Raw genomic sequence first — 19,971 nt, 5'->3', positions numbered from 1 at the left:
CCTGGCTAACGCGGCCGATTACGCTCTGTTACCGCCATCCTACCCTTCCGCCCTATGCGGGGCTAACCGTTGGCGGCGCGCACGCATCGCGTATCAACGAGCGGTCGAGCTCCTGCAGGTTGCTGCATCCGAGAAGTCCCAGGGTGCGATCCATCTCCTTGTACAGTATGCCAAGTGCATGATCGACGCCCGCCTGGCCGCCTGCGCCCAACCCGTAGAGCGTCGTGCGGCCGAGCAATACCGCGTCTGCTCCCAGAAGTACCGCCTTGAGAATATCGCTGCCGCGCCTGAAACCGCCGTCCAGCAAGATGGTAAGTGCGTCGCCCACGGCTGCCCTGACCTCGGGGAGGATTTCCATCGGCGAGACGGAGCTGTCCAGTTGGCGTCCGCCATGATTGGAAAGCACGATGCCGTCGATGCCGTATTCCACCGCCGTGCGGGCTTCTTCCACCGATAGGATGCCCTTGATCAGCAAGTTGCCGGACCAGTTATCCCGCAGCCAGCGAATGTCCTCCCAGTTCAGGGAGGGCATCAAATGCTTGCCTATCTCGGCGGCCGCGCCCTGCACGGATGAATCCTCGGGCGGCAACAGATCCCCCAGGTTCTTGAAGGTCGGCACGCCATGCGGGTACAGCACATCCTTCATCCAGCGGGGCCTGCTCAGCACATGCAGCTTGTTGCGCCAATTGAGCACGAAGGGACGCGCGTAATTGCGCGTGTCCCACTCCCGGTTGCCGTAGATGGCGCTGTCCGTGGTCACGACGATGGTGTCGTAGCCCGACGCCCGACAGCGGTCGACCAGATTCTTCACATAGTCATGGTCGCGATAGAAGTAGATCTGCATCCATGGCCATCCACCGGGGACCTTGGCGATCTCCTCCAGCGGCTCGGTCGAGGCATTGCTCAACGTGAACGGAATCCCCCGCTCCGCCGCAGCGCGGGCCAACTTGGAATCCCCGTCCTGGGTGATCATGCCGTTGAACCCCGTCGGCCCGACCACGACCGGCATGCTCACCCGGTGGCCCAGCAGGTCTCGGCCGAGATCCCGCTGACTGACATCGGTCAGCGTCTTGGGCGTGAATCGGTAGCGATTGAAGATGGCCCGATTGTTCAGCAGGCTGACTTCGTCGTCGGCGCCACCATGAATGTATTCATAGACGAAGTTCGGAAGCCGTCGGCGTGCGATCTCGGCAAGCTCCGCGATGCTTAGTGCCTGATCGTAGCGCCGTCTACGCGGCATGCTTCTTTTCATGTCAGCTCCATCATTCAACCGTTGTGCAGAATACTTAAGGGGTAGGTCACGATCTCGGGGAAGAGAATCAGGGTCGGGCTATCCGTAATGCTCGTGAGCCCTGCTGCGATCTGGGAGGGAGCTTGCGCTACCGTGATCGCATAAGCCATGGGATAAGAATCGACCCCAGCCCCGCGGTCTCGGCAACGGCGAAGCCGGATAACCCAGCAAAGATCACGCCGGCCAGGATGAAAAAAGGAATGGCCATCAAGGCAAAACTATTGGCCCCGGTGAACCAACCAGAGTGCGGCCTATGATGGCTGAGAGTGAGTATGTCATTTGTTGTGCTCCCCGTTAGCTGATACAGGCGCTGGCATCGAAGGCTCCCTATGGAGCCAACTGATATACTAGTATTCACTTTGGGAAGCGCCTAGAAAGACTTTTGTCTAAATACAAACGTCTTGGCTCGCTGGTGATGAACAGGAAGGTCGAGGCTTGCAGACCGTGAGAGAGCTTTGGCCCTTTCGCGATGGCAGCCGAACTTAGGACCGCGTCCTTCCCGAGGTACCTTTACGCGCCGTTACCCACGACAATGAAACTCGGCACAAGGCAGCCTTGTTGACCGAGGCCTGAAGCCAATAACGAAGGAGCGCACCCGGCGCTTACGATCTTGGCGCTGAGCGATGCTCCCACGGGTTGAGTATGTCGATGCCAAGCGACTCGAAGTCCTTCACGTTGCGTGTAGCCAGCGTAGCGTGATGCTGTCGACAGATCGCGGCGATTTGAGCGTCAGCGGTATGCACCACCCTGCCTGCGCGCTCACTGATGGCTACTTGTTCTGCGTAGTGCACCGCCGCGACCTCATCGAATGGCAGAATGCGGCCTGCAAAATCTTCTTCAAACATCGCCGCTGCCATGGCGGCGAAACGGCGTTGGCGCTTGCCGCTAGGCATGCGCTCGATGCCATAGAGCATTTCTGCCACAGTAATAGCGGAAATGGTCACGGCACTCGTGTCCTGACTATCCAGCCAGGCGACGACGCACGTGTCCGGTTCGGGCCGCATAAGCTCGGATAGCACGTTGGTATCCAGGACGATCATACGTCGAGGTCCGGAGCACGAGGCTTATCAGACCTGGCTGGCACTTCCAGATCGACACCTCCCGCTGCCGCAAAGCGCTCCCGTATACGACTGCCTAGCCCCCCTTTTTGAGGTTGGCTCAAGGCGCTGCGGAGAATTATGCGTACCTCTTCTTCCATGGAGTGACCATGCCTGGCCGCTTCCATACGAAGCTGAGCCTTTACCTGCTCGTCTAAATTGCGAATCGTGATCGACGCCATACTAGCCTCCCCATGCGATCTCAATGCAATCAATGATAGCATCAAACTGTCAAAACCGCCTTCTCGACAGAGGGCATGGTTGATGTTCTATGGCGGGAGGTGAGCGGCTAATGGCAGCCTTTGAGGATCACGCTAGATGCGGCAGGTGTTGAAGATGGTGGGCCCAGCAGGACTTGAACCTGCGACCAAGGGATTATGAGTTCGCTTTTAATACAATAAGTTACTGACACACAAGGAAAAGCAACCGTAATCCAGCGAAAGGTACAGTTCTTCGGAATCAGTAGGTTAGCGAAGGTTGAGGATAGGCATAGGAAGCTGGTGTGTGTACCGCTGGTGTACCGCTGAGTTGCTCTTGTCACGCATCGCTCTGCTCCTTTGAGGCAAGATGCGTAGGCGATAGCAGCTAGGCGTCCGGCATCATCAGGTGCATGCCGCCATCGCCAGCCGGGCGCGGCCGGTAGCTGGGGTCGCGTCGTCCACCGATACCAGCCATGCCGTAACGTGAAGAGATATTCAGCGACAGAGGAAGGCGTCAAGAGGGAAACATATCGAGATCGATGTTCTCCGGAAAAACCTCTGGCTCACGTTCGATTTTGACGAAATGCTTCTCGAATGCGGTAATCAGGCTCGGATTACGGGTCTTCTTTATAGTCCCGAGTAGATCTGGCCCTAGTTTCAAGTCAATCGTATAGCGGCTCGGCCGGATACTCGACTTGGCTTTAGTGAACAACGCCATTGACTCATCGGTTAGCGGCGCGGTTGTCCAAAACTCGAAGGAAATTGGCAGCCCCTTCCAGTCCGGATGCTGTTTGATCGCGGCATAGCAGGTCGGAACATTGTGCTCAAGCCAGCGTTTGAACAGCTTGTCCGGGATAGTTGCCCTAGGGCTATAACCCTTGCACTCAATAAGAGTAATACCATGGTGCGGTGTCACAGCAACGATATCCGCTTCGGCCTCACTGCCAGGCACCTTGAAGATGCGGTTCATGCTGACTTCAGTCGCGAGTTTCTGACGGGCGACCTCTGCGGCAATATACTCGAACAGAGTGCCGCGAAGCTGGTTAGCAGCGCCTTCGATTTTGCTGAGCTTCCTAAACAGGTCATCGAACTGGCCGGGATCGATGATCGCGTGGGCAGCATTGATCAGCACCGAAGTGAGCTGGGTTAGCGCTTCGGCCACCTCCTCGCCGAACAGTGTCTTTGGCGTTGCGGGAATAATCCCGTGGCGCTTGAGTAATAGGAAGGCATCATGATCGAAACGGTTGGCGACGAGAATTTGCATGCATGGCCCAATCTTGGGAAGGCTGCGCAAGGTCAAACATTTACGGATGAAAGGTGCAACGCCAGCCCCGGTCATGTCCTTGCCTAGGAAGACGTCACAGGCGACAAAACCGGGCTTTGCCTTACCATCTGGGCCTTTGCGAACCATGTGGCCGAGATAGCAGGGAGCGGACAGGTCCCAAGCGAAGGTCCCAACCTGAGGTGTTTTTTCGCCGCCACGCAGCGCCACCTGCCCGAAGCTCGCAATGCCGAGCCTGCGCAGCCAATCCTTGACGGCAGTGAGTAGGATATCTTCGGTGAGGAGCTCCGCACGCATGTGGTCGGCTTGGGTTTCGTAGTGTCCCTCCTCCTGGATCAAAGCAATGCACTCCCCGACACCCGAGAGTGTGACCTTGGTCAGCAGCTTGGCATCGGATAGCCGCTCGAAGATCGTGTCGGGCGAGAGTTGGCGTTGCTGACGAAGCGGCGCACCGCAGATGGTGGGGAACTGTTTGGCTGGCACAATACCGCCACGCTGCCTAAGGGCAGCAATGGCATAGCCATATGCTGAGTTGGACTCGATTAATGCTTGCGCCAAGCTCTCCCAATACCATGGAGAACCGAATTGTTGTTGGAGATAGAGGAAACGCGCCTTGTGCGGGAAGACGATCCCCGCCAGCCGCCGCACCTCGCCGCCCGCCCGCGAGACACGTTTACGCGCTGCTGATGGAGTGAGGCTGTAGGTGTCGATCAGATATTGGGCGACCTCGCTGGTGAGCGAGGGCCCATTGGTTTCAAGATAGTCAGTGATCGGATCCATGCTCCCTCCCCATGCCTTATGTCACACAGCGCTATTAATAACATAGATACATGTTCATGCTCTTCCTTTTTTGCATTATGATATATAGCATTGATTCAAAAGGATAAATTTTATCATTTCCACCAATGATACTGGCCTTCAGTCACAATGTGCGGCAGTGAATTTGTCACACGGCCAGTTGTGGGACGCTGCCATTGACTTTGGCTGCACGGTACAGAGGTATGGTGCCTGATGCTCGATTGTCGGAGCTTGGCTCGATCGGCCAGGCGCTGCTTCTCTGGATCGTGGGGCTTGCCGGAGCCCACCTCGCTGACCGGGGTGGGGCCGAATCGCCCTCGGCCTCTTCCAGTCGCAGGCGCTTCTCCTCGCGCTTGGTGAGCCGGTAGCAGGTTAGCTCCTGCTCGCGGACGACCTGCTGCACAACCACAGTCTCAGGCGCCTGCGAGTTGGCCTTGCAGTACCTCTCCCAGCGCTCTTGCCAGCACTCCCACACGTAGCTGAGCAGATCCTCGGTATAGAGCGCGGTTGCTCGATCGCCGTTGGCCGCGACGGCCTCGCACCTGTGCGAGTACGTGAAACGCATAGACACGATACAATATAGAGATATAACCTTAAGTGAAACTCTCTCCTCTCAAGCTCAGGGAACAAAATATGCTTTGGAGAATTGAAGCAACACTAGACTCCGTTAAATATCGGGCCGAGAAGGACATTAGAGAAACGTTACTTAAAAACAGAAATTTTAAAAACAACAAATGGCCATCACTAGAAAGGCTGGTGACATGGGGAGCCAAAAATACCATTAAAGCTACTGCCATAATAGCTACAACGTATGCCATAGCGACATCTTTAATTTCTAAAAACTATCATGAGCTGAAGGAGATTCTTCCAAAACCTATAAACAGCCTAGATAAAGTCATTGAAATCCAGGGGACACTATTAGGAACTCAGGCAACTTTGGTTGGCCTTATCTTTCCACTGGTAATAGCTTTTATTGGCATATTGCTACAAGGCAAGTCTTCCAACAAAGCAATGTGGGCTATCTATAAAGATTGCTCAGGGTTTATGCTCGTCGGTTTCAGCTCTTTAACCTTAATACTCAGCTCAACTATAACAAATGCCATTTCACCTTGGCTAGAGTTCCATACTATCTCGGCAGCATCTTACGCACTAACCGGCTGGTTTTTATTTAACTTATTTTTATCAGGATGGTTTCTATGGAAGACTATTCAATTTTTACACACTGAAGAAAGAATGAACATGGTTCTCAAATACTCCATAAACGAAGTAATGAAGAATGGTATAAGAAAAAGACTTGAGGCGCACCACGGGAACTCCGCACTACTAAAAGAGCTTTGTGAAAGCACTAAAAAAAACAACCTTAAGGTAAAGCCATACACTTTAGAAGAGCTACCAACGAAAATAAATAAAATTTCAGACAACCAGGTTGTCAGCAATATTTTACTTAGGCCTATAAAGTTCAGTATATCAATCTTAAACATTCAGGCAAGAATATCAGAAGATAAAAACAATGAGCATACTCTCTGCTTTTCTATCAAAATCAATGACAAAGGACATCCAGATATTAAAATCGCTGAGACCAGCCTCTCTAAAGCAAACTCACTTTCCAAGGCCATAATAAAATATTCCATACGAACATCTAAAATAAAACCAAGCAAATCACTCAGCGTAGCGGAAATAGTCTCAGCCTTATTTGGCCAACTAGAAGATTCATTAAAAGAAAACAATAGCAACCAATTCCAGCAGTCAAGAGATGAACTAATAAAGTTCCAAAAGGAAATAGAAAAATCATGCCAGTTTACCAACGAACAAGGTAAACCAGACAACTGGTTACTTGTCGGGTCCCGTGTGATTGACTACCCGCTTGGTAAATAACTCAGGACGCTTGGTCTGCCATTCCTTCATCATCGCAATCGGTGATTGATGGTGCAGCGCCTTCTGCGGGATGTGGTGATTGTACAGCCAGGTGTAGCGTTTGAGCGTCTGCTCCAGGTCCTCGCCTGAGGTATAGCGCCGAGTCGCCAGCACATCGCTGATACGGCCGTTGAAGCGCTCCACCATGCCGTTTGTCTGCGGTCTTCCCGGCTTGATCAGACGGTGCTCGATACCAAGGGCCTGGCACTCTTGGTCAAACGGGTGATTCCCGCTGGGCTTGCGCTCCCCCGCCCGCGTGAAGCGATCGGTGAATGACTTGCCGTTGTCGGTCAGTACCGTCTGGACCTGGAAGGGAGCCTTCTCCTCCACCCGCTTCATGAACGCCCGCGCATCCTTCGCGGACTGGCTGCGTCTCACCTCCAGATGGACCCAGCGCGTGGCGCGATCGATGGCGACGTACAGGTAGCGTTTTTGCTCCTCATCGGGCATCCGGGGCAGGTGCTTGATGTCGATGTGCACGTAGCCCGGCTCATAATCTTTGAAGGGCTTGTGCCGGGGTTTCTCATCGTCGCCCGCGTCCCGTCTAGACAGCTCTGCCAGTGTCGGCACCTCGCGCCGCTTGAGCATGCGATGCAGACCAGAACGCGACAAGCCAGGATTGAGGAACTCACGCGCCACGACGAGCAGATCATCCAGGCCGAGGCGCAGGAATTCGCGCGCCGCGATCAGCACCTCTTCCTGTTCGGAAGTGAGCGTGGCCAGCAGGTTGTGACGCGTGTGCGGTCGGTCCTGGACATCGTCACGGTACCGCCAGCGCCGGATGGTCGAGACGGCGACGCCGTACTGGCGTGCTAGCTCGCTGTCGCTGATGCTGGAAGGCGCTGCCTGGATCTCGGCCCGGATCTTCGGAGTGGTGGTCGCCTGTTTATGTAGCTTGATGTCCATATCCTTGCTCCCGGATGAACTGGTGAAGAAGCTCCTTGGCGGCCAGCAAAGGATAACTTCTATAGCTCATCTGATCATCCGGGACCCTACAGTTACTCCTACCAGAAGCAAGGTTTTTCGGGAAGGACTTTCTCTTCACCTTTATAGTGGAAGGAACTAATGTTTCATCATTGGTTACAAGCCGCATACAACAAGACAACAGCTATTATGAGAGCTGGTGTTATTTTTATCTTGGACTATTCGCTTTTGAAAATTCTGCAAGGCCGAAAAACATTGGTCAAGAATACATTGAAGGCCACTACTTCATATGGGTAAAGCTTATGGAGTGGATTAGTGGAAATGACAGCAAATCCTCACATAAAGATAGCAATGAAGACAGAGCAATAAAACACTTTATTGGAAGCTGGGAAAGCTGGAAAAACCGAATTGGCAAAGATGACGCAACGATATCAGACAGTGAATATTGGTATAAAATAACCCATTTGGAAAGAACCAGCCATATGGCAATAACCTCTATAAAGCATAAAAACATAGAGGCTGCAAAATGGGCCATTGATGCTCTAATATACTGGGAGGACGAATTCATAGAAATACACAAACTAGCCAACTACTACATGTGGCATAGCGCAATTGTCACACCCGACCTAATGCAAGACATACCGGAAGGCCTTAAAGAACTTATAGCCGAAAAAAACAACTTTAATGAGATAGAAGCCGCAACAATCTCTTTGCTGAATTATTGGACCGACATACGCTGCCTAACCGCGGCTTACATCATCTCACTAACTGGATATATAGATAACCATATTCTCAAAGAATTCTTGAGCTACATAACTGAAGCAAAAAGAATCAAGCCGTCAGGGCACATAAGCAATACAACTAACTCAATAAACAATGCCAGCGAACTAATCGGGATTTACCTTAGACAAAATGGTTCATGGAACACCCAAAATGATTATAAAGAGAGACTGGAAAAGCACATAGAAAATGTTGCAAGAATTCAAGAACCTGCTTGGGTTTCTGGCAGAGTGTATTCTTTCGATGGGAATACGCGCGACCAATATCTGTCAGTTTTTTTTACAACATATGGAATCGGGCTCTCCACTAGGGAATTTTCAATCAGTAGGGATTGGCAATCGTTCCTCAACTCCTGTTCCATAGTAGAAAAAGAAAACTTGATAAACAGCTTAAGCAGCTTGAAAAGCACAACCGAAGAAATAGAAGAAAAAATTATAGACCTATTTGATATAGACCATGAGGAAATGAAATCAAGAAAGTCAAATTTCGAAAAATCAGTAGACGTCCTAATCAATGACTTAAAAGAAGATACCACCAGATCAATCATAGAGTCTGATGTAGATGAAAATATCCTTCGTAGCTATAGCTCCTACGCTTCCGAGAATAATTTCTCAAAAGAGAAAGGACCTATTCCATTAAGCATGTTCGACAAAGTTTTTCACACTTCAGCTTCAGAAGTAACCTTAAGGACTTTCAAGATAACTAATTTTAATAAATCCAATGTTGGGAGAGGCCTTGAGGTGAACAGAGCCATAAATGAGAAAGAGTGGCTTAACAACGTAATGAGGCAAAGAGCTCAGCTAGATACCTTTCGAAAATTAATCATGGGAACAAACTGGACAAACCATGAAGTAAAATCAGCTAACGAAGTAATAGAACATGCCGTTAATGAGGGAAGATCAATAATAAAATCTGGAAAAACCCCTATCCTTTTCATAGGGCCATGGAGTGTTTTTAAGAAAATTGATTCATCAAAGTGGGATTACACTCCGAAATCCGAAAGACTCCCCTATGAAATAAAGATTGAGAGTGGAATGCCAGAATCATACATTTGTCACATTGATGGCATTGAGACTTACAGGCTCCCGTTCTCAAGGTCACCTGAATGTTTTCTCACCCCAAAAGAAAACATGGAATCTTTAGAAATAGCGGAGTTCGACGAAGGCATTTATGTAAACATTGCATTCGAGGAAAGTGAGGATGATCCATTAACTGGAACTCTTTCACTTAGATATGGGATTGAACCAAGAATTGGTATTGAAAAAGGACATCGATACATACTCAGCGATGCTGAAGATTAATTCTATGCTTTATACTTTATGACAAGAGCCACTAAATATATAAAAGTAAAAATAGCCCTAAGCGTTGGTTACTTAGGGCATTGAGACATAGTTATTGTTTTGAATAGTCGATGCTACCGGCTCCTTCTATCGCTCATCTTGATAATTTTCTGCTCTGTCTTTCTCTTTCTTTTGACGCATTTGAACACGCCCTTGCAGCCGGCCCGCAACCTTCTCCTGGAATTCGTGGCGCTCGGTCTTCATCGGCGGCATAGAACCTACAAACGTCGCGATGCGCTTGGCCAGCTCCTGGTCATCGGAGTCGTGGCTCTGGGCTAAGTCCTTGGCCGCCGTCAGCCAGGCCTTGCGAACGTAGGTCTGGCGCTCCTTGATACGATCCTCCCAGGGCCGCGGCTTCAGTGCTTTTCCGGCCCGCTGGTCGCGGAAGTCCTCGAGAACCTCCCGGACCTTCGCCTGGTCCACCTCTGGCGTCTGGCCTTTCTCGCGAATGTGGTGCACTGCTTGGCTGACCCCCCTCTTGATCACGCCACGAGTGGCGCGTGGCGTCGCCTCGGCCTCCACCCCTCGGCGCTCCAGCTCGGCCGCGAAGGCCTCCCGCCACTTCTGCGGGTCGCCCTTCTTCACATTCAGCCGGCGCCCGTCATAGCCCAGACTCTTCACCGTCAGGTGGACGTGGGGGCTATCCGTGTCGGTGTGCAGCGCCATGACATACTGATGATTCTGGCCAAACTGTCGTTTGGCAAACGCTCGAACGGCTTTCTTCACGTCACGCGGCTCAGTGCCGGCCGGCATGGACATGATGATATTGGTGGTATCGCGGGTGTTCTTCCGGCGCATGCCCTGATCCTGCGACCAGTCCTTGGCCAGGGCCCGTACCTCGTCTTTCCCATGGATCACGTCGCCGCGCTCGTCCTCGAGCTCCAGATTGCCGGTGCGGCTGATGTAGTCCAGGTGGGACTGGACATGATCGGCTCCCTTGGCATTACCAGTGATCTTCACCATGACCTCGGGCGCATAGTTCACCACTCGCCGCGCACGCGCACGGTTGCCGGATCGTCCACCCTTGCTCTTGACCGGGCCTTCCAGCAGGTCAGCAATCGTGTCGTCAGCCAGACTACCCATCTTTCCTCCTTCGGGTGGCCTTTAATGTGGCTTTCGCTTCCACCCCGCACCGTTCCAGCTCGGCCGCGAAGGCCTCCCGCCACTTCTGCGGGTCGCCCTTCGCCACATGCAACCGACGCCCATCATTGCCAAGATTTCGTACCGTGAGTTGGACATGCGGATTGTCGGTGTCCATGTGCAGTGCCATGGCATACTGAAAATTCTGACCAAACTGCCGCTTGGCGAACGCCTGGGAGGCCCTTTTTAGCGCCTGCGGCTCGGTTCCGGCCGGCATCGACAGAACGATATTGGTGGTATAACGAGAGTTCTTGCGCTGCCGACCTTGAAACCTCGACCAGTATTGAGCCAGGTCACGTACCATATCTTCCGTGAAAGAGAACTGGCCGCTTTCGTCCTCAAGCTCCACTGCTCCGTTCTTACTGATGCGAAGCAAATCGCTCTCAACTTGGTCCGCATCGTATGCATTACTGACTATCCGCACGACGACTTCCGGCTTATCCATCATCCCTCCATCGATTCATGTTCCTGGACAGCAGACTGGCCACCTGGTCCTTGTGCTGCTCAATTCTCTCGGCCAGCGCCTCGATGGCCTCCCGCTTGAGCTTGTCGCTCTCACGAAATTCGATGTTCAAAACCTTGGCGACCTGGTTCAGGTTTTTACCAATGGCACGCAATTCCCTGTTTGACTCCCGCAAGACGGCCACCTCGGCGTCCGTCAGCACGGGCTCTTGATACAGTTCAGCCATAACCATCGACGTGACCCAACTGGTACGGCTGGGATAGCCCTCCTCTTGAGCACGTTGTGCTAGCCAGCCTTCCTGAGTGGGTGATAGGCGGATGGTGAGCTTTCGGGACCTAGCTTCGTCCTCTTGGTCGTCCGCCATTACAGTCACAGCCCTGCCGGCAACGCGCTGAATCATTCGCCGCAGCATGTCCGACTCGCGTAGGCCGTTGGCCTTGCAGAACTGCGCCCAGGCGTTCTTCTCGATTTCTGTCAGGCGTGCTTCAACTCTCGGCATAGTCCAGTTTTCTCCACCGCTGAGAGGTGGGCTAGGCAAGTTTGCCGGCATACGCCAGCACTTGCCGAATCCTGCCCTAGATCTAAACCCATTCATTCTTTTCGTGCGTACGTGTAGGGTCCCGGATGATCAGATGAGCTATAGAAGTTATCCTTTGCTGGCCGCCAAGGAGCTTCTTCACCAGTTCATCCGGGAGCAAGGATATGGACATCAAGCTACATAAACAGGCGACCACCACTCCGAAGATCCGGGCCGAGATCCAGGCAGCGCCTTCCAGCATCAGCGACAGCGAGCTAGCACGCCAGTACGGCGTCGCCGTCTCGACCATCCGGCGCTGGCGGTACCGTGACGATGTCCAGGACCGACCGCACACGCGTCACAACCTGCTGGCCACGCTCACTTCCGAACAGGAAGAGGTGCTGATCGCGGCGCGCGAATTCCTGCGCCTCGGCCTGGATGATCTGCTCGTCGTGGCGCGTGAGTTCCTCAATCCTGGCTTGTCGCGTTCTGGTCTGCATCGCATGCTCAAGCGGCGCGAGGTGCCGACACTGGCAGAGCTGTCTAGACGGGACGCGGGCGACGATGAGAAACCCCGGCACAAGCCCTTCAAAGATTATGAGCCGGGCTACGTGCACATCGACATCAAGCACCTGCCCCGGATGCCCGATGAGGAGCAAAAACGCTACCTGTACGTCGCCATCGATCGCGCCACGCGCTGGGTCCATCTGGAGGTGAGACGCAGCCAGTCCGCGAAGGATGCGCGGGCGTTCATGAAGCGGGTGGAGGAGAAGGCTCCCTTCCAGGTCCAGACGGTACTGACCGACAACGGCAAGTCATTCACCGATCGCTTCACGCGGGCGGGGGAGCGCAAGCCCAGCGGGAATCACCCGTTTGACCAAGAGTGCCAGGCCCTTGGTATCGAGCACCGTCTGATCAAGCCGGGAAGACCGCAGACAAACGGCATGGTGGAGCGCTTCAACGGCCGTATCAGCGATGTGCTGGCGACTCGGCGCTATACCTCAGGCGAGGACCTGGAGCAGACGCTCAAACGCTACACCTGGCTGTACAATCACCACATCCCGCAGAAGGCGCTGCACCATCAATCACCGATTGCGATGATGAAGGAATGGCAGACCAAGCGTCCTGAGTTATTTACCAAGCGGGTAGTCAATCACACGGGACCCGACACGTACTTCCAGTGTGGCCTGGCGTTCGTCGTCGTGGGCCTGATACCAGTCCACAGTCTGCACCGGGCCGGCTTCCGGGGTGTCGTCAAAGCACCCGGTCAGCGCGACGCTGACCAGGGCCACGACTGTAAAATTTCGTGCGCACGAAAATTTCCTGACACTCATGGGGCCTCCTTACCAGATGTCGCGGGGCTCGCCGGATGACTCGATGGCCATCTGCTGAACGCGCTGGTTGTGCATTGCCCGGTTGGCCTCGGCTTGCGACCGGAGCATGGTCAGCTTGGCCATCTCGTTTTGCAGCAAGACTTCCTCGGCGCCGATACGGGCCTGGAGGTCCAGAACGTCTTTCTGGTCCGGGCTGTTGTTGACCTCGGCCACCAATCCGGCTAGCTCGCTAAAGCGCTCCTGAGCTTGTTCCAGGGACTTTTGGGACTGGCCAAGCCAAGTCGCCGTGTTCTGGTTGCCGCTGTCGTACAAGTCCGCCACGTCACCGGACAGGCCATGTTCGTTCGCGCCCCTGATGCCGGCGTCACTCAGCACCTGGTTAGGATCGACATTCACTGCAGTGTTATAGGCCGAGTCGATGACGCCAGCCAGGCCACGGGAACCACTCATGCTGTCCAGTTGCCTATTGGCCGTTTCGAGCTGGTCTTGCAGTTGTTCGAGCTGGCTCAGCATGTGCTCTACTTGCAGGATCTGCTGGGCCAGGTTCGACGTATCGATGACGGGAATCCCGCCCGCCATGGCTGGCTGCGATAGACCGATAGTGGCCGCGAGAGCGACACCAGCGATTTTTCGTGCGCACGAAATTTTGTTGCTCATGATCAGACCTCCTTTTGACGATTCTGGCGGGTCGCCTTGGCCTCCAGACGCCGTTTCGTCCTCTGGAGAGTGAGCGACCGCTTTTCAAAATCCAGACTTTTCAGGTCGATGGACTCCATCACCTCTTTCATCTCCTCGATGCAGGTGAAGAAGTCTTCGGGAAGGGCTTCCAACCCTTCGGTGAGAAAATCGCAAGCGTAACCGGCAATGATCACCAGAGTTCGAATCTCACTCTGGATGGCGTGCTGTTCGACCGCGTGTGATCGGTACAGCCGTGACAGGCCACTGTCGGCGAAGGCGGGTGTGATACCCTGTCTGTTAACCATGTATGCCTCCCATGCAGGCAGTCGTGGTTAGGCGCGGCCGGGGCCATCACCCCCGTTCCGCGCCGCTTGAATCCCTGGATTCATAGAATAACCGCAGCACTTTGGACCGCCAGGTAGAGGAAGGAGGGCCAGCGCCGATACCCTCTCGACTTTACCGACCAAAGTGAAGCAGAGCATGGGATACCGACAGCTGACCCAGACCCAACGATACCAGATTCACGCCCAACGGGGTGTCCGGATGACCCAGCGGCAGATCGCCAGAGTGCTTGGCATCCACAGCAGCACCGTCAGTCGCGAATTGCGCCGTAACATCTCTCCTGATGGCTACGATCCCTGCCAGGCTCAGGCGCGCAGTGATCAGCGGAGGCGAACTGCCTGGAAAATGACAAAGCGACTCCCCAGCCTCATGCGCTGGGTGACTGATCAACTGGCTGACGAATGGAGCCCTCAGCAAATCAGTGGCTTTATGGCCAAGGCCAACGGTGCTTACGTGAGCCATCAGTGGATCTATTCGTTGATCTGGGATGACAAGGTACGTGGTGGCGGGCTGTGGCGATATCTCCGGCAACCCAAGCGGCGGAGTAAGCACCGTGCACAGGCCAAGAGCGCCGGACTCGGCAAGATTCCGAACCGAGTGGGTATCGAGTACCGCGCCGCTGAGGTGGATGATCGGCTCACGATTGGCCACTGGGAAGGCGATACGGTGCTCAAGGGACATAAGCAGTCCGGATTGGTCACGCTGGTTGAGCGCCGCAGTGGCTATCTGCTGGCCACTCGACTCCCTCAAATCACCGCCGATCTGACACAAAAAGCTATGATTCGTCTGCTGAAGCCCCGGCGTGGGGCTGTTCAGACCGTGACGCTGGACAACGGCTCGGAGTTCGCCAATCACGAGGCAGTAGCCACGGCAGTGTCAGCGGCGATCTATTTCTGCGATCCCTATTGCTCCGGCCAACGCGGGACCAATGAAAATACGAATGGCTTGATACGGCAGTACTATCCCAAGGGAACCGATTTTCGACAGGTGACGGATGCCGAACTGAGAAAGACCGTCAATAAGCTCAATGATCGCCCCCGAAAGCGGCTCGGTTATCGGACACCGGCACAGGTGTTTCTGGGGGAATACTCAGGCGCCCTGGATACCGCAGGTGCTGCGCTTATTGGTTGAATTCAGGATCCTATGTGCGGAGGGTTCTGCGCATTTCTTCTACTGCAGGAGCTCCAACCTTATCGCTGCCGTAATTTCTGGCTATGAGGTCTGCTCTTTGCTGGCCCAGCAACTCAGCCATCTCGGCCCGCGTTAATTTTGATTCGCGCCCAGGATAGCTCTCAGCTTTGGCCACCCCGCCATTATTTCTTGATGTACTCTGTGTTGTATTCTCTGTAATAGATTTGCCCTTTGGTAGAATCAAGGTTTGACCATCCTGATCACCAGATTGGCCGGAAGGGACAGTAGAATCTACCAAAGGGAAAAACTGGGAATTACAACCACTTCCAGAAGGCTCTTCGTCGAGTTGCTCCGCCAGAAGCTCAAGCAAGCGCTCGCAGTTCACCCGATACCACATTTTTGCAGGAACATCTCTCCTTTCCTCTTCCAATACGCCAATTTCCACTAGCGATTTCCTAGCGTTAGCCTGCTGCTTTGGAGAAAGCCCAGTTTCTGACTCCCAACTATCTCTGCCACGCTGATTTTTGTAAAACCACCCGCCTCTTTCCTCCGCCTTGGTGTTACGTGTCCAGTAAAATGCTTGGCTAAGGAAGACTGCACCAGGAACTGAAACGCCGGGAAGGAGCGTGAACGCGGCATGATAGGCGACTACCCTACCCAGAATTTTCTGCACTACCGATGGACTAACACGCGCCATATTCAGAAGGCTCCAAATCCAGGGCGTCTTTTACTTGGAGCGTCCGGAAATAGACACGGCGCCCCACCTTCACCATCGTCGGCTTCAGCTTCCGGGAGACCTCCGTATCTGAATAAAGAGAAACCCGCACGCCATCGGGCGAACGACCAAGAAGATCCGCCAGGTCTGATATGCTCATCAGCAGGCCGAACCGCTCAACAAGATAATCTTCGACATTCATGGCTAGCGCCCCATCAATCATACAACGACGTAATCAATGCTAACCAAACAAAAACAAAGCTCAACCTCACAACTTTCCAGAACCCATCAATGCACCATACCCTGATTATCAAAACATACTACTTTGATGGTTAAATTTCCGGATAAACCGCCATGAGACAAAGGATTAACAAAAACAAGCAAAAAAACATTACCTGCACCCACACCGCCGACACAGCCAGACCTGCTGGACCATAAGAATAATAATGTTATTATTCTTATTATTCGTAAAACTCTTTCTGTCTTCAATAAAGGGTTCCCAGATACCGAAAGAGGAACTCAGGAACACGAAAGAAAGTAGTGATTAACTGTAGAGAGCTACAGGGGGATGTGTCAGGTGAATGCCATCGGCATATAGACTATATTGGCTTCAATGGACCATCAATAGCTTTACGTGCATAGGTTGCGCATTTGATTTTCTAAGTCTTCTATTAGCCAATCTAGCATTTCATCTGATATGGGGGTTGCGGTTTTTTCTCGTGCGCGCTTAATCGACAACTCAGCTCTATTTCTCCACAAGCATCCAAGCTTCTCTTTAGATATAATGGACTCAAAAACCTCTGTTTTAAAGCTGAGCAACGGAGACCCTTTTGATTCCAGATCCGGATAGTAAATAGACTCCACACCAAACATATTTCCAACAGACAAAAGCTTTTCTTCAGAGGTGACCACATAAGCCGTATTAACCTCTGGCAAACTCGATGGAGTTAGCAAAAACTCAGGGAGTCTCAAAAGTAACAGATCCCATGCAGTTGCTTTTAGGTTCTTAACTGCCTTATCAAACCCCATATTCGACTGTACATTGACAAATCTACCAGCCAGGTTTGAAAAATAGTATAATGCCAAGTTAAGCTCTCTAGCAGGGAGCACCTTCAGATCTTTACACAAAAACGTCTCAAACTCATCATTTTTTCTGAGAACATTTTCCTGATTAACTTTAGGATCCATGAAGTGGAGCAAAACCATCTTTAACAAGCAGGCATAAGAAACTTTTATCATGTTCTCATAATATCCCAACCCGCCAGTGGCCAAGAAAGACTCCACCCAATTAACCGCACAACCATCTAAGTCTGAAGCCTTATATAAACTACAATAATACTCAACCGCATCGCTCTTCAATTCAATTCTATTGCTTTCAATAAAAATTTCTTCATCCATACAATGAAGCTTGAGAAGAGAGCAAAGCTTTTCAGAAGATTTTTTAATGAATTGCTCTATCGGAGACTTAGCAAAATTCTCAACCAAATAAAATACAGGACTATAGTCACATCTCATCCTAGAAACATGCTTTAAAAAGTCTATTATAACCAATCTCGCGCTGTCATCTAACTTTCCTGCGCCGGAGACGAACCGATGGAGACCATCAATTACGTGCGAGTCTAATATTAAAGTCTGAACAAAACAAAGCTGAAGTTGCTTTCCGTTCACCAAAAAATCTTTATTGAGGACGGCAGGCCTTTTTCCTTGAAACTGGTCAACAACGCCAATTTTCTTTTTATTTCTCTCAAAAACCAATGAATCCTCATAAAAAAAAGAAGCGTAAGGGGAGTTAGAGAACTCAAAGATATGCAAACCTTCCATCCCTGGCTGGTTAAAATAATCATAATACAAACCACTCCTCCTTTTCATAATAGATAACCAACTAAATTTTCATGTCAGGACTTACAATATACACTTCTACATAAAAAAGTCACAACCCATCATCTTAAACCATGTGGCACTACAATATCACCTATCAACATAAAAAAATATCTTGAGCCACAACGCTCTAAAGCTTCAATTCGACCTCGTCATTTAAAAAAAAATCTGATCAACGTTGCAAAGAATAAACTAAAAGCACTAAATTTAGTTGATTATGATTTTATCCAGCTTTTCGACTAGATCTTCAGCCCTCAAGTGGGTATACCGCCGCAGCATCTGCATCGACTTGTGGCCACTGATCGCGGCGACCTCCTGATCAGACAGTCCGGCCTCGACCAGCCGGCTGACGGCTTCATGGCGCAGGTCATGAAAGCGGAAGTCATCAAGGCCGGCCTTCTTCTTCGCCTGATTCCAGAGCTTGGTGTAGGCGTAGGGGCCGCGCTTGCCGTCCCGGCCAGGCTCACCGAAGAACACCAGGTCGCAGTCGAGCGGGCGCACCGGGTTGTTCAGCGCCTGCTTGAACACCTCGGTCGCGGCTTGGGTCAGCGGCACCAGGCGGGCTTCATTGTTCTTGGTGTCGGTGAGGCGCACCACGCGGCGTTTCACGTCGACCTGTGATCGTGAGGGTCAGGTTCTCCGAGGAGCGCATGCCCGTCTCCAGGGCGATTCTGGCGATCCAGGCCAGCATGGGGTTGCTGTGCTGCCGGAGCACGGCGAAAAGGCGCTTCTCCTCGTCGGGGCTCAGGCGCCGATCTCGCCCCTCCCCCGGGCTGGGCTTGCGGATGTTCTGAACGGGGTTGTAGGTCAACCCCAGCCCCCATTCCTGGATGGCGACGGTGTAGAGGTGGCTGAGCAAGGCAAGCTCCAGGCGCATAGTGTTGGGGCTGGTCGGTGAACCTCTGCGCCCTAGGCTGTTCAAACGGGTATCGCGATAATTTGCGATGAGGTCAGGCATTAAAGCTGCGAGAGAATATTTACCCAAGTGCTCGACGAGCTTCACGGCCTTATCGCGCTCGCTCTTCTGGGTGCTGGGCTTCTTGGTAGGGGTAACGTCGGCCAAGTATCACTTAAGGGCCGATTCCAAGGTCATGCGCTCCGAGGCCCTGCGCTGGATATAGACACCGCGCACCATTTCATCTTCGGTACGGCGTGACCAATCCTGAGCATCTCGTTTGGTACGAAAGGTCTTGGCAGTAGTGGGCCAGCCGGTCTTTCGAATGACGGCTTTCCAGCTACCAGAGGGGGTCTTAACAATGGTGTCCATGCAAAACTCCAGGGGCTGAAGGATCGGCACTGTACCGAAACTGCACCCTTGGACTATGGGGCTCACGCCAGCGCAAAGCGCTAAGCTATTGAAAAGATTGGTGGGCCCAGCAGGACTTGAACCTGCGACCAAGGGATTATGAGTCCCCTGCTCTAACCAACTGAGCTATAGGCCCTATCGCGACGGGGCAGTATCATAGCGGAAGCCGATAAACGAGACTAGGGGTGATTGGCTCCTGGAGTGTGATTCCATCCCATGGAGGGTTTGGTGATGTATCAAATGAAGCGAATGGCGCGTCGTTTTGCTTGGGCAGCGGCGTTGGGCGTGGTCGCGCTGCCTTGCGTGGCGCAGGCGGATTGGCAACTGGATCCGGAGAAGTCACGCGTCGAGACGACGATCACCGAGATCACGTCGTCCGGCGAGTCAGTGGCGCATCGCCACGCATTGAAGCGCATGGACGGCCATATCGCGGAGGATGGCACGCTGCGCCTACCCGTGCGGCTCAATCAAACCGATGTCTTGGATCAGTTGGGCGATCTCCCACCGTGGATGGAGAGCCTGTCGGATACCGAGCTGACCACGGTGGTCACGCAACTGGACCCAGGCGTGCTCGACAATCTACCCGTCGGCGAGTCTCGCACCGAAACGCTAACACTCAGCGTGAAGGATGGCGATGCCTCGCAGCAGCAACCGCTGAAGGTGCGTTTCACGCGTGAGAGCGAAAGCGAGATACGCGTTCGCAATGCCGAGGCGGTGGCGCTGGATGGCAACGTCATCATGCAGAATCAGACCGCGCGCACGGTGCTCGGCCTGCTCGGCTATCAGCAGATCGACGACGAAGTGCCGGTCGAACTCGACGCGGTACTGGTGGATCGCTGAC

20 protein-coding genes, 1 tRNA gene and 1 pseudogene are annotated in these 19,971 nt (G+C 52.9%); 5 read left to right on the top strand and 17 right to left on the bottom strand.

Translation table 11 applies throughout. From position 1 onward, the window contains the following. Positions 1–52: 52 nt before the first annotated feature. From SR908_RS12925 to SR908_RS12915, 4 genes are all read right to left on the bottom strand, one after another. Positions 53–1,252, bottom strand: coding sequence for an alpha-hydroxy acid oxidase (locus SR908_RS12925; protein WP_246920547.1), 1,200 nt, complete (start codon positions 1,250–1,252; stop codon positions 53–55). Positions 1,253–1,893: 641 nt separating this feature from the next. Then, positions 1,894–2,331, bottom strand: coding sequence for a type II toxin-antitoxin system VapC family toxin (locus tag SR908_RS12920; RefSeq protein WP_281504766.1), 438 nt, complete (start codon positions 2,329–2,331; stop codon positions 1,894–1,896). Continuing rightward, a complete protein-coding gene (locus SR908_RS16780) occupies positions 2,328–2,570 on the bottom strand; it encodes a FitA-like ribbon-helix-helix domain-containing protein (protein WP_378076140.1) in 243 nt (80 codons plus the stop codon). The genes SR908_RS12920 and SR908_RS16780 overlap by 4 nt, the downstream gene beginning before the upstream one ends. A 532-nt stretch (positions 2,571–3,102) precedes the next feature. Next, entirely contained in the window at positions 3,103–4,650 is a 1,548-nt protein-coding gene (locus SR908_RS12915; RefSeq protein ID WP_246920545.1) for a nuclease-related domain-containing protein, read from the bottom strand. Between the two features lie 615 nt (positions 4,651–5,265). On the opposite strand from SR908_RS12915, the gene SR908_RS12910 reads away from it, so the two are divergent. Then, positions 5,266–6,543 carry a hypothetical protein gene (locus tag SR908_RS12910; RefSeq protein WP_322527362.1) on the top strand — a complete coding sequence of 426 codons (1,278 nt, stop codon included), beginning with the start codon at positions 5,266–5,268 and terminating at the stop codon, positions 6,541–6,543. On the opposite strand, the gene SR908_RS12905 is transcribed toward SR908_RS12910, so the two are convergent. Next, positions 6,499–7,488 (bottom strand): IS481 family transposase, encoded by a 990-nt coding sequence (locus SR908_RS12905; RefSeq protein ID WP_322527353.1) that lies wholly within the window; start codon positions 7,486–7,488, stop codon positions 6,499–6,501. The genes SR908_RS12910 and SR908_RS12905 overlap by 45 nt on opposite strands. 170 nt (positions 7,489–7,658) lie before the next feature. Between SR908_RS12905 and SR908_RS12900 the strand changes: the two genes are divergently transcribed. Further along, a complete protein-coding gene (locus SR908_RS12900) occupies positions 7,659–9,587 on the top strand; it encodes a hypothetical protein (RefSeq protein WP_322527361.1) in 1,929 nt (642 codons plus the stop codon). A gap of 126 nt (positions 9,588–9,713) precedes the next feature. Here SR908_RS12900 and SR908_RS12895 read toward each other — a convergent pair whose 3' ends face one another. The 3 genes from SR908_RS12895 to mobC are packed head-to-tail and all read right to left on the bottom strand — an operon-like array spanning position 9,714 to position 11,728. Then, on the bottom strand, positions 9,714–10,709 hold the full coding sequence (locus SR908_RS12895; protein WP_246926027.1) for a relaxase/mobilization nuclease domain-containing protein: 996 nt from the start codon (positions 10,707–10,709) through the stop codon (positions 9,714–9,716). Further along, entirely contained in the window at positions 10,702–11,211 is a 510-nt protein-coding gene (locus tag SR908_RS12890; RefSeq protein WP_246926029.1) for a relaxase/mobilization nuclease domain-containing protein, read from the bottom strand. Before SR908_RS12890 ends, SR908_RS12895 begins: the two co-directional genes overlap by 8 nt. Next, positions 11,204–11,728: a plasmid mobilization relaxosome protein MobC gene (gene mobC / locus SR908_RS12885; RefSeq protein WP_246926031.1), complete on the bottom strand. Its 525-nt coding sequence runs from the start codon at positions 11,726–11,728 to the stop codon at positions 11,204–11,206. Before mobC ends, SR908_RS12890 begins: the two co-directional genes overlap by 8 nt. A gap of 203 nt (positions 11,729–11,931) precedes the next feature. On the opposite strand from mobC, the pseudogene SR908_RS12880 reads away from it, so the two are divergent. Continuing rightward, positions 11,932–12,915: pseudogene (locus tag SR908_RS12880) on the top strand (IS481 family transposase); the annotation flags it as partial. Positions 12,916–13,089: 174 nt separating this feature from the next. On the opposite strand, the gene SR908_RS12875 reads toward SR908_RS12880, so the two are convergent. Next, the gene (locus SR908_RS12875) at positions 13,090–13,737 is read right to left on the bottom strand and encodes a type IV secretion system protein (RefSeq protein ID WP_246926116.1); all 648 of its coding nucleotides are present in this window, start codon (positions 13,735–13,737) and stop codon (positions 13,090–13,092) included. 2 nt (positions 13,738–13,739) lie between these two features. Further along, on the bottom strand, positions 13,740–14,063 hold the full coding sequence (locus tag SR908_RS12870; protein WP_246926113.1) for a hypothetical protein: 324 nt from the start codon (positions 14,061–14,063) through the stop codon (positions 13,740–13,742). A gap of 175 nt (positions 14,064–14,238) precedes the next feature. On the opposite strand from SR908_RS12870, the gene SR908_RS12865 reads away from it, so the two are divergent. Continuing rightward, positions 14,239–15,231, top strand: coding sequence for an IS30 family transposase (locus SR908_RS12865; RefSeq protein ID WP_281505595.1), 993 nt, complete (start codon positions 14,239–14,241; stop codon positions 15,229–15,231). A gap of 10 nt (positions 15,232–15,241) precedes the next feature. On the opposite strand, the gene SR908_RS12860 is transcribed toward SR908_RS12865, so the two are convergent. The 7 genes from SR908_RS12860 to SR908_RS12830 form a co-directional block, all read right to left on the bottom strand. Then, positions 15,242–15,676: a hypothetical protein gene (locus SR908_RS12860; RefSeq protein ID WP_246921836.1), complete on the bottom strand. Its 435-nt coding sequence runs from the start codon at positions 15,674–15,676 to the stop codon at positions 15,242–15,244. A gap of 238 nt (positions 15,677–15,914) precedes the next feature. After that, positions 15,915–16,148: a plasmid-related protein gene (locus SR908_RS12855; protein WP_246921834.1), complete on the bottom strand. Its 234-nt coding sequence runs from the start codon at positions 16,146–16,148 to the stop codon at positions 15,915–15,917. Positions 16,149–16,576: 428 nt separating this feature from the next. Further along, a complete protein-coding gene (locus SR908_RS12850; RefSeq protein WP_246921832.1) occupies positions 16,577–17,797 on the bottom strand; it encodes a hypothetical protein in 1,221 nt (406 codons plus the stop codon). 234 nt (positions 17,798–18,031) lie between these two features. Further along, positions 18,032–18,433, bottom strand: a complete 402-nt coding sequence (locus SR908_RS12845) for a site-specific integrase (protein ID WP_246921831.1) — start codon at positions 18,431–18,433, stop codon at positions 18,032–18,034. Next, on the bottom strand, positions 18,390–18,683 hold the full coding sequence (locus tag SR908_RS12840; RefSeq protein WP_246921829.1) for a site-specific integrase: 294 nt from the start codon (positions 18,681–18,683) through the stop codon (positions 18,390–18,392). The genes SR908_RS12845 and SR908_RS12840 overlap by 44 nt, the downstream gene beginning before the upstream one ends. Before the next feature lie 207 nt (positions 18,684–18,890). Further along, positions 18,891–19,091 (bottom strand): hypothetical protein, encoded by a 201-nt coding sequence (locus SR908_RS12835; protein WP_246921827.1) that lies wholly within the window; start codon positions 19,089–19,091, stop codon positions 18,891–18,893. A gap of 98 nt (positions 19,092–19,189) precedes the next feature. Beyond that, positions 19,190–19,266, bottom strand: a tRNA-Ile gene (locus SR908_RS12830). 113 nt (positions 19,267–19,379) lie between these two features. On the opposite strand from SR908_RS12830, the gene SR908_RS12825 reads away from it, so the two are divergent. Further along, positions 19,380–19,970 (top strand): hypothetical protein, encoded by a 591-nt coding sequence (locus tag SR908_RS12825; protein ID WP_322527360.1) that lies wholly within the window; start codon positions 19,380–19,382, stop codon positions 19,968–19,970. The last annotated feature ends 1 nt before the right edge of the window (position 19,971 follow it).

The organism is Chromohalobacter canadensis (assembly GCF_034479555.1).
Lineage (GTDB): Bacteria > Pseudomonadota > Gammaproteobacteria > Pseudomonadales > Halomonadaceae > Chromohalobacter > Chromohalobacter canadensis.
Note: the sequence above shows the minus strand (reverse complement) of the source record. Positions and strands in the feature narration are given on the sequence as shown.

Coding starts and splice junctions, on each gene's coding strand:
- SR908_RS12925 (WP_246920547.1), bottom strand. CDS start 1,252: ATGAAAAGAAGCATGCCGCGTAGACGGCGCTACGATCAGGCACTAAGC.
- SR908_RS12920 (WP_281504766.1), bottom strand. CDS start 2,331: ATGATCGTCCTGGATACCAACGTGCTATCCGAGCTTATGCGGCCCGAA.
- SR908_RS16780 (WP_378076140.1), bottom strand. CDS start 2,570: ATGGCGTCGATCACGATTCGCAATTTAGACGAGCAGGTAAAGGCTCAG.
- SR908_RS12915 (WP_246920545.1), bottom strand. CDS start 4,650: ATGGATCCGATCACTGACTATCTTGAAACCAATGGGCCCTCGCTCACC.
- SR908_RS12905 (WP_322527353.1), bottom strand. CDS start 7,488: ATGGACATCAAGCTACATAAACAGGCGACCACCACTCCGAAGATCCGG.
- SR908_RS12895 (WP_246926027.1), bottom strand. CDS start 10,709: ATGGGTAGTCTGGCTGACGACACGATTGCTGACCTGCTGGAAGGCCCG.
- SR908_RS12890 (WP_246926029.1), bottom strand. CDS start 11,211: ATGGATAAGCCGGAAGTCGTCGTGCGGATAGTCAGTAATGCATACGAT.
- mobC (WP_246926031.1), bottom strand. CDS start 11,728: ATGCCGAGAGTTGAAGCACGCCTGACAGAAATCGAGAAGAACGCCTGG.
- SR908_RS12875 (WP_246926116.1), bottom strand. CDS start 13,737: ATGAGCAACAAAATTTCGTGCGCACGAAAAATCGCTGGTGTCGCTCTC.
- SR908_RS12870 (WP_246926113.1), bottom strand. CDS start 14,063: ATGGTTAACAGACAGGGTATCACACCCGCCTTCGCCGACAGTGGCCTG.
- SR908_RS12865 (WP_281505595.1), top strand. CDS start 14,239: ATGGGATACCGACAGCTGACCCAGACCCAACGATACCAGATTCACGCC.
- SR908_RS12855 (WP_246921834.1), bottom strand. CDS start 16,148: ATGAATGTCGAAGATTATCTTGTTGAGCGGTTCGGCCTGCTGATGAGC.
- SR908_RS12835 (WP_246921827.1), bottom strand. CDS start 19,091: ATGGACACCATTGTTAAGACCCCCTCTGGTAGCTGGAAAGCCGTCATT.
- SR908_RS12825 (WP_322527360.1), top strand. CDS start 19,380: ATGGCGCGTCGTTTTGCTTGGGCAGCGGCGTTGGGCGTGGTCGCGCTG.